A 10,502-nucleotide genomic window follows, 5' to 3' on the forward strand; every position below is an offset into this window, starting at 1 on the left:
AGAAGGTAGCGTATTAATTACCTATATAGCGATTTACATATAAATAATTTTATATTTGATTACTATAAATTGTACAATGAAAAATAAAATAAAGGAGAACTTTCATGAGAGGAAGAAGAAATGAGAAAAAAAAGTTCAGTAGAATTATTGCTTTCTTGTCATTAGTTGTTATTATTCTTACGTCAATAGGATTAACATCAAAATCTAATGCTGAAAAAGTAAATCTTGGACTGGATCTTCAAGGAGGATTTGAGGTACTATACCAAGTAGAACCTCTTAAAGAAGGTCAAACTATAGATGAAGCAGCTGTTAAGGCAACTGCTGACACTATTAGTAGACGTATTAATATACTTGGGGTAAGTGAACCGGTTATTACTGTTGAATCAGGAAATAGAATTCGTGTTGAACTTGCAGGGGTAAAAGACCAAGAAACAGCTCGTAAAGTATTATCAACGCAAGCGAACTTAACTATTCGTGATATTGAAGACAAGGTATTGTTAGACGGTTCTGATTTAGAAGAAAACGGAGCATCTCAAGGATTCGATCAAAATAACAAACCTGATGTTAACTTGAAATTAAAAGACGCTGATAAATTTGGTAATATTACTTCAGAAATCAGTAAACGTCCTCAAGGTCAAAACTTAATGGTTATTTGGATGGACTTCAATGAAGGAGATTCATTTAAGGCTGAAGCGGCTAAAGAGAAACCTAAATATGTTTCTGCGCCACAAGTAGCACAAACTATTAACTCAAAAGATGTTCAAATTACTGGTAACTTTACTGTTAAAGAAGCTAAAGAAATGGCAGCGTTATTAAACTCAGGTGCTTTACCTGTAAAATTAACAGAAATTTACTCTAACTCTGTAGGAGCTCAATTCGGTGCTGATGCGTTAAATCAAACAGTATATGCAGGAGCTGTAGCTTTAGCAATTATTTGTTTATTCATGTTAGTTATTTATCGTGTTCCTGGATTCGTAGCGAGTGTAATGATGGTCGCATACGTATATATTACGGTAGTATTCTTCAATATGATTTCAGGTGTATTAACACTTCCTGGTATTGCAGCCTTAATTCTTGGGGTTGGTATGGCAGTCGATGCTAATATCATCATGTACGAAAGAATTAAAGAAGAAGTACGTGCCGGTTATCCATTGAAAAAAGCATATTTAGATGGAGCTAAGCAGTCGTTATGGACAATCTTTGACTCGCAGTTTACTACAGTTATTGCTGCGATAGTACTATTTATCTTTGGGACAAGTAGTGTTAAAGGTTTTGCGACAATGTTATTACTATCAATACTTGTCAGCTTTATAACAGCGGTATTTGGTACAAGATTATTACTTAGCTTATTAGTAAACTCTAATATTTTTAACAAACACCCAGGCTACTTCGGTGTTAGTAAGAAGAGTATCCATGAAACTAAGTTTGGTATAAATTCACTTAACTTAAGTACTAAATTCGAATGGCTGAGCTTCACTAAGCACATGAAGAAATTCTTTGCGTTAAGTATTGCAATTATGATAGCGGGATCTATTTCTCTAGGAATGAATAAACTTAACTTAGGAATTGACTTTTCTAGTGGTACTCGTATAGATGTAGCTGCAAATACGGAATTATCTATAGATAAAGTTCAAGAAGACTTAAATAACTTAAAAGTAAAAGAAGAAAAAATAGTTTTATCACCAGATAAAAAACAAGCAACAGTTCACTCTAAAGAGAGCTTTGCACAAGATAAATCAATTGAAATAAAAGAATACTTTGCTAAAAAATATGAAAAAGATGCTAACCTAAGTGTTGTATCTCCAGTAATTGGTAAAGAATTAGCTAAAAATGCATTATTCGCGTTAATGTATGCTTCTATAGGTATTATCATCTATGTAGCATTTAGATTCGAATGGCGTATGGGACTTACGAGTGTTATCGCCTTACTGCATGACGTATGTATCATCATTTTCATAGCGAGCTTATTAAGATTAGAAATAGATATTACATTCATCGCTGCGGTATTAACAATTGTAGGTTACTCGATTAACGATACTATCGTTACATTCGACCGTATTCGTGAACATATGCGACATGAGAAAGTACTAACATCTAAAGAACAAATTTACAAAGTAGTAGACGTATCGCTAAGACAAACGTTAACTCGTTCTATTAATACAGTATTAACAGTTATAATTACTGTAGTAGTGATGTTATTACTAGGAAGTAGTTCAATCTACTCATTTAACGTAGCGTTACTTATAGGATTAGTCTTTGGTTTATATTCATCACTATTTATTGCAGCACAATTGTGGGCAGTATTAAAAGTACGTGAATTAAACAAAAAAGGAAAAATCGAAGTAAGTGTAAGACAATCTCCAAGTGAGAGAAAAGAAAACGATAAAGTTTTAGTATAGAATTATAAAGACTCAAAATTAAGGAAACTTAGTTTTGGGTCTTATTTTTAATGGCTTTATTTAATTTACGAAAATAAGGGGAAATAAATAAGTCCTCTTGCCTGGTAGCGGTGGTCAAAATACAATAAGGTTAATCAAATGTGCAAGTTATCATCTTGAGGTACGTGCTAGTAGTCGAGATTATATCAGAAGAGCACTACTTTTTTGGGGATTAATTTATAATTACTTAAAAGACTCATTAAATTATAGTTGATTTATTAAAAAAATAAAAAACATATTGAATAATTATAAGAGTTAATATTTTGTATAGTCAATTTAAATTTTATTGGAGAAAGACCCTATGTAGTGATATAACTTTACATAAAGTTAATTGAAATATAATAAGACAGGTTGTTTTTAAAATGAAAAAGTTTATGGTAGAATATTTAAGTAAATTTTAGGCTAATTTACTATAATGTTAATTAAAAAGAAAATTATAAAAAGGAGAAGTTATTATGGTAGGAAAAAATAATATAAAAAAACGCCACGAACTTCGCGGTGAAAAAGTTGAAACCTACTCCATCAAAAAATTCAAAGTTGGAGCAGCGAGTGTTCTAATTGGGGTAGGTATATTCTTCGGAGCTGGAACAGTAGAAGCTAGTGATAGTGTAGCTCAATCACGCGAAGCTACTAATAGTCCAGATGAAAGAGCGAATACCGTTAATATCGTTTCAGAAAATTCTGTAAAACCAGCAGCTAATAAAATTGTGAATACTCATGAAAAAGTAGCAGAAGCTGTTGTAGGAAAGTTAGCAACTCAATCAGGTGAAAATAATCAAGATAAGGCTGCAACAAAAGAAGTTGATAAGACACTTTTAACTAAAAAAATTGAAGAATTAAAAGCTCAATTAGAAAGAGTTAAAAATAATACAAAACAAAAATCATTGATTGATGAAGCAACTAAAAAGCTTGAATCAGCAGAAACGTTATTAGAAAATGATTCTACTCAGGAAGAAGTAGATAAAAAAGCTAAAGAAATTAGTTCTTATGTATCAATTTTAAAATCTATCAAAACAGAAGTAAAAGATAGTGAAAATAATGACAAGAAAATTGAAACAGAAAAAGAAGTGGATAATTCTTCAAAAGAGACATTAGAAAAGTCAAAAAATTCAGAGGAATTTAAAAAAGTTAGTGAGGAATTATCGAAAGCAGTTGTTAATGCTGCAGATTTATCTTCAGTAGATGATAAAAAAGTAGTCGAAGAAGCAAAACAAGTTCTTAAAGAAGTAAATTCTTCTTTAGAAAATTCAACTCTAACAAAAGCTGAATTAGACGAATTATTTAAGCGTGCTGAAAAAAGTCGTAATTCTGTTGTGAATGCAATTACAAGGTTAATGAGTGGTAGACGTGATGTTCGTAATGGTAACGAAATTCCAAAAACAGACGGATTCCGTGCAGATGGCACTGTTAGTAATAAAGTACTTTATGGTAATTTAACATTTCAAGATTCTAATGGAAATAGTAAAAATGTAAGTGAAGATACTATTCCAGTAGTAAGTAATGGTGATGGAAAACGTCTTCTGAAATTAAGTTTAAACTTTTCAAGTTCATCAGCAACACCAATCAAGGATGGTAAAATTCGTTATATTATTCCGAAAAAACATTTATACACAGAGGGAAATGCGAAACCAACGCTCTCTAACTCAGCGTTAGCAAGTGGTAGTCCAAAAGATCTTTCAGATAATGATAATTTTATCTATGAAATTCCTCTGAATACTATTGGAGGTGGTGCAGTAGGGCAAATTAATATTGAACAACAAATTAGTTCTTCAATTGATAAAAGTCCATCAGCTGGTGATACAACTGTTGCTAGAGCAGAATTTTATCGTGGAGAGGAATTAATTTCTTCAACAACAGCTACAGCTAAATACGAGTATTTATCTCAAATTCTTTATAAAGAATCCGATAAAAAAGAAAATAAAAATCTTTTTGATTATGTTCCAGGATACTATGATAGAGAATTAATTATCGGTTCGAAAAATTCGGATGGATCATTTAGTCCAATTAAGGGGAATACTTTTACGCTTCCATTTATTACATATGATAAAGGTAAAGAATTTTTACAAGGTACAGATGTAGGGGATAAAAATGGGAATGGTCGTCTAACTGATGTAGATTATACAATTACAGGTATTCCAGAATTTCTAGAGTTAGTGCCGACAGTAGAAACGAATCGTTATTGGACTTTAGAAGGAAATGTTGCCAAACTAAATTATGATAAAACATCAGTAGATAAATATAAGAGACCAACCAGAGTTGGATTAGATATTAATAATAATGGACCGGTATTCCGTGTCAAAGAAGGCTACTTTGATACTCCTCAAAAAATGGAAGAGTATTTAAGTACTAATGGCGGTAAAAAAATTAATATCGAGTACAAAGCAATTGGTCATCGTCCAGATGGAACTACTTATACTCAAACATTAGCAACGTCAGCAGCGTTAAATAATCAATTAAATTTCTCGATTGGTGATGATCGTCCAGCACCTATTCCGGCGCAACGTATGGCATTTGGAGTTACAACACCAAATAAACAACGTTTATTCTCTGATCAAAGTGATACGGATGAATTTAATGTTTCATATGGCTACAATTCAGGTCCATTAAGAGATGAAAACGGTGCAATGACTTCAAGATCATTAAAAGGTAATGGAGATAAACTAGATAATAATTATTTCGTATATTCTGTACCAACAGATAAACCAAATACTTACTTTACTCACTTCCAACTAATTGAAACAACTGCAAATGTCATCCAAAAAGATGGAACAACTAAGCTTGAATCTTATAATAATTCAGAAGCAAGTAAACAAAGCTTTAATTATAAATTTGCAAAACCATTTAAATTATATGGGGTAAAAGCAGATGGAACTCGTGAAGAATTAAAAGAAATGTCAACAGCTAATCAATTATATGAAGAAGTCGAAATTGATAAATCAAAACAATTCACACGTTTAGTCTTAGAGCATCCAGATATCGTTGATAAATTTATCGAAGCTGGTGATAACTTCGTTCCACTAGGATTCAGATCTACGGTTAGAACGACGATGGCTAATTGGCAAGAAATGTCAGCAAATGATAATATTACACGTCATGAAAATAATATTGGAGTTAGCTTATCAACTCATGGGAACTCATTAGATGCTGCGTCAACAATGACTTATCCACCAACTGTTAAGAAGGATGGTTATAATACTGCAGTTCATACAAAAGAACGTTTTACAGCTGAATTAGCTATCAGTCCGGTATTACCATATGGTGATCCAAATGCAGCAAGTTATGATGCAAACCGCGGAAATAATAAGGATAATATTTCTCGTCAACAAATAGTACCATTTATGGTTCGTTATAAAGCAAGTGATTATTTTAATAACGCAATAAAAACTGAAGATAATAAAAAAGTACTGAAGTCAGAAGACTTAGATGAAAAAATTCAAAATGCGACAGTCATGTTAGTAGCAGATTCAGAACTTCCATTGACGAATTTCCGTATGCCGATGGATAATAAACTATTTTCAAATAAATTCTCGACACAAGGTAGATGGAACTATAGTGCAGGAGATTATGAAAATGTTGTTAAAGATACGGATCTTATTAATCCAGATAAAATTATAAAAGACTATAAAGGTCAAAAAGGTAAAACAGCTTATATCTTTAAAGCAAAAGATTTAGGCTTAAAGTCTGTTGACTTAAACTTAGATCAATTGAACAATGATGGTCCAGTTGCTTTAACCTTTGAAGTTGTAAACAATGGTCAAGTAAAAGCTGGCACTTATCACATCGATTCGTACTTAGTATGGGATAAAGAGTCACAACGTTTAGTAGGTAAAGATCCAAGCTTAAGTGCTGACATTCTAGAAGGGCATGAAGCTGGACGCCAAGTCGCTAAAGCAACTACAGATGTAACATTAAAAACAGCAACAGAATACTATACACAATTAACTATTGCTAAGCAAAATGAAGTCGGAGTAATGGGAATTATCAATGTTAAAAATGGTGAAGATGTTGTACTTTCACCATCTGTAACAAATGTGGGTAAATCCCCAGCAGTTTTAAAAGAATTAATGGTAGAAATTCCTAAAAACTATAGTGAGCCTCATAAAGTGGCAGAAACAAGTCTGAAAGGACCAATCCCTAGTACAGCTAATTACCATGTGGTATATACAACGTCTAAAGGAACAAATGCTGAAAAAACTAAAGCACAATACGTAACTGCAGATCAGATTACAGATTGGAGTACTGTTACAGCTGTTAAGTATGTATTCGATGGAGAATATACTCTTAATATAGGTGAAACATTCCAAACAAAATTTGATGTTCATGTACACGAAGACAATCCCAACTTAGTAGAAGGGCAATCCCAAATTTGGCTAGGTTATCAAAACGCTAAGGGTGAGAATGGCGAATTAGAATCAAATAAAGTAGGTCTAGTAACAGAAGATCAACGTGGTAAATTAAAAGTAAGACATGTTAACTTATCAGGTAATGATATTATGACTGAAACTAGTGATAAAGGGTTCCAAAATGATCCATATACTACTTCATCATACGATATCATTGATAGAGCTAATGATGGGAAAGCTTATATCTATAGCCATGTTCATACAGAATCAGATGCTACAAGTGGAACATATGAAAAACAAAAAACTAAACAAGTAATCTACGTTTATGTAGAAGCTGATCGTAAAGAGGAACGTAAAGAAGTAACTCGTACAATCAACTATGTAGAAAAAGATAATGAAGGAAATGTCATTTTCCCTCAGAGAACATTTACTCGTCCTGCTAAACGTGTTGTTTATACCATTAAAGAGGGACCAAGAGCTGGAGAGAAAATCTATGGACCGTGGGAAAGAGTTAATAATTATACTCCTTTAGATTGGCCAACTGAAGGTTCTCCTACTGGTAATAATGACTATAAACTAGTTGGTAGAAAAGATGATGAAACGATTAAAAATGTTGAGAAAGAACCAATTGTTAGATGGAAAGCTCCAAATGATGATATTCAAGTTGATCCAGTAACAGGAGAAGTAACGATTGCAGCGAATAAAGTAAAAGCTGGAACACAAATTTCTGTAGTGACAAAAGATTCAAACAATACATTAACAAATGTTTCATCAAAAGATGATGCGGGCAATAAGGTAATTGCTCCATTAGTTTCAGAAACTACACGATTAGAAATTACTTACGTTCCTAAAGGACAAACAGAGCCAATTACTTCTATCGTTACAAAAGAAGGAAATAGATGGACGACAACAGATACTAACATTACTGTAAATCCATCTACTGGAGAAGTAACGATTTCTAAAGATAAGAGAGAATTTGGTCAAAACGTTACAACTGTAGCGAAAGATAGTGCTGGTAATAGTACTACTCTACCTGCAATCAGTAATAAGAAAGATGCTGTTATAAAACCAGTAACTGAAGCATTTACTATGGATATTACTTATACTCCTGCTGGGCAAGAAGCACCGGTAACAGTTACTGTATCAAGAGATATTATTGAAAATAAAGAATATACTGTTCTTTATGAGGCTAAAAAAGGTTCAATCAATATTAATTACGAAGATACAGAAGGACATGTCATTAAAGATAAACAGGCTTATGTATCTGAGCAAAAATTAAAAAATGCTACTGATGTTGATGGTACTGAGCTAACAGGACCTAATAAAGCAAGTTATAGTATGGGTGCTCTTTCAGGTGAGAAAAAAGAAAAATTCAGACCTGATAAGATTACATTGGAAGATGGAAAAATCTATAACTGGAGAAGAGTAAAACCAAACACACCAAGAGATTACGGTGATTTAAAAGAGGGTACTACAGAGATTACTTATGTCTATGAATTAGCCAAAGGTACTGTAAGAGTGAAGTATCAAGATACAAATGGAAGAGGATTCGGTTTAGCTGATAAGGTTATTAAGGATAATGTTTCAACTGGTGAAGATTACGATACTACAACTTCAGAAAATAAACCAACTCGTTATGAAACAGCTGATGGAAAAGTTTATGAATTAGTAACAGTAGCTAAGACAGAGGGTAGTGTTCAATATGATGCTAATGGTATAAGAACGAATGTAAACCAAGCTACAAAAGCAGAACCATCTGGTAAAGTTACCGAAGGAAATAAAGAAATTACTTATATTTATGAGTTGAAAAAAGGAAGCGTAGTTGTTCACTATATTGATACAGAAGGTAATAAGATTAAAGATGATCGTACTGATAAAGATAATGTTGTTACTGGAACACAATATAATGTAACTGATGCAACTAATAAACCAGCCAAAATTACAACACCTGAAGGTAAAATCTTTGAATTAGTAACTGAAGCAAAAACTGAAGGTAAAGTTCAATATGATGCAACAGGAGTTAAGAAAGACTCTGCAGCAGTAACTGGACGTGTTAAAGCTGAAACATTAGAAGTAACTTATGTTTATAAAGAGAAAAAATCTGGTGTTAATGTTAAATATGTAGACAGTCAAGGTCGTCCAATTTCAGGAACTGCAACAATGCCTGGAGATACAACTGAAACAGTAACGGCTGATGGATTAAAACCTGTAACAGATGCAAGTATTAAATCTGACTATGATGTTACAACTAAAAAAGCTACGAAGATTACAACTGAAGATGGTAAAGTTTACCGACTAATTGCTGATAGAAATGGTTTACAAGCAGGATCTAAACCAGCAACTGGTAAAGTAGAAGAAAACGAAATCACTGTAACTTACCAATATGAGTTAGTAGGAAGTGTAGTTACTAAATATGAATTATCAGATGGTACGAAATTAACAGGTGAATTAACATTTGATAATGCAACATCTGCAACAGAAGTTGGAGAAAAAGGTTTAGCAGTTGCAAATGCAACAGATGTATCAAATGGTACAAATTATGATGCAAGCACTCCAGCTAACAAACCGAATAAGATTACAACAGCAACTGGAGAAGTATATTACCTAGTATCTACTAATAATGGAGTAAAAGCTGACTCAGCACCAGTTACTGGAACAGTAGAAGAAGGTAAAACTAAAGAAGTTACTTATGTCTACGAAAAAGCAGGTTCAGTAGTGATCAAATACATTAGTACTGGCGGTACAGAAATTAAACCAGCTGTACAAGATTCTACAAATGTTAAAGCAGGAACAGCGTATAACGCAGCTGAAACTGATGAAAAACCAGCAACAATTGAATTTAACAACAAGAAATATAAACTAGTTACAAAAGAAGGTACTACCACAACTAACGCAACTTACTCTGCAGAAGCAGTCGTAACAAACGGAGAAAACGTTGGAGCTGTGGAAGGACAAGTAGTAGCAGGAAAAACACTTGAAGTAACATATGTTTATGAAGAAGTTAAAGGTAATGTTCTAGTTAAATATGTAGATGAAAAAGGAGCTCCTCTAGCAGGAACAGCTTCATTGCCAGGTAATACAACTGAAACAGTAACAGCAGATGGCGTAAAAGCAGTTACTGAAGCAGAGTTAGGAACAAGTTATGCAGATAAAGTAGCTGAGAAAAAAGCTACTAAGATTACAACAGCAGATGGTAAAGTATATGAACTTGTAGCAGAAAATAATGGATTATACAATACATCAGAACCAGAAACAGGAACAGTAACAGAAGCTGATAAAGTAGTAACATTCGTCTACAAAGAGAAAAAATCAGCAGTTAATGTGAAATATGTTGATAAAGATGGACAACCAATCGCAGGAACTGCAACAATGCCTAATGATTCAACTGAAAAAGTAACAGTTGATGGATTAAAACCTGTAACAGATGCAAGTGTAAATTCTGATTACACTGTTTCAGACAAAAAAGCATCTAAGATTACAACAGCAGATGGTAAAGTTTACCGACTAATTGCTGAACGTGATGGATTATTGGATGGATCTAAACCAGCGTCTGGTAAAGTAGAAGAAAATGAAATTACTGTAACTTATCAGTATGAGTTAGTTAAAGGTGATGTAACAGTAACTTACAAAGATACTGAAGGTAACAAGATTGAAGGCTACGAAACACCTAAGGACGCAGAAAAAGATCAACCAACAGGAAAAGACTTCAATACAGCAACAG

General features: G+C 33.0%; 2 protein-coding genes. Both read left to right on the top strand.

From position 1 onward, the window contains the following. Positions 1-104: 104 nt before the first annotated feature. Positions 105-2,399 (top strand): protein translocase subunit SecDF, encoded by a 2,295-nt coding sequence (locus HMPREF3186_RS06010; RefSeq protein WP_060914375.1) that lies wholly within the window; start codon positions 105-107, stop codon positions 2,397-2,399. A 494-nt stretch (positions 2,400-2,893) separates the two neighbouring features. Further along, a partial coding sequence (locus tag HMPREF3186_RS06015; RefSeq protein ID WP_060914376.1) for a MucBP domain-containing protein occupies positions 2,894-10,502 on the top strand: 7,609 nt, incomplete at its 3' end.

The sequence above is a fragment of the Gemella haemolysans genome, from assembly GCF_001553035.1.
Taxonomy (GTDB): Bacteria; Bacillota; Bacilli; order Staphylococcales; family Gemellaceae; genus Gemella; species Gemella haemolysans_B.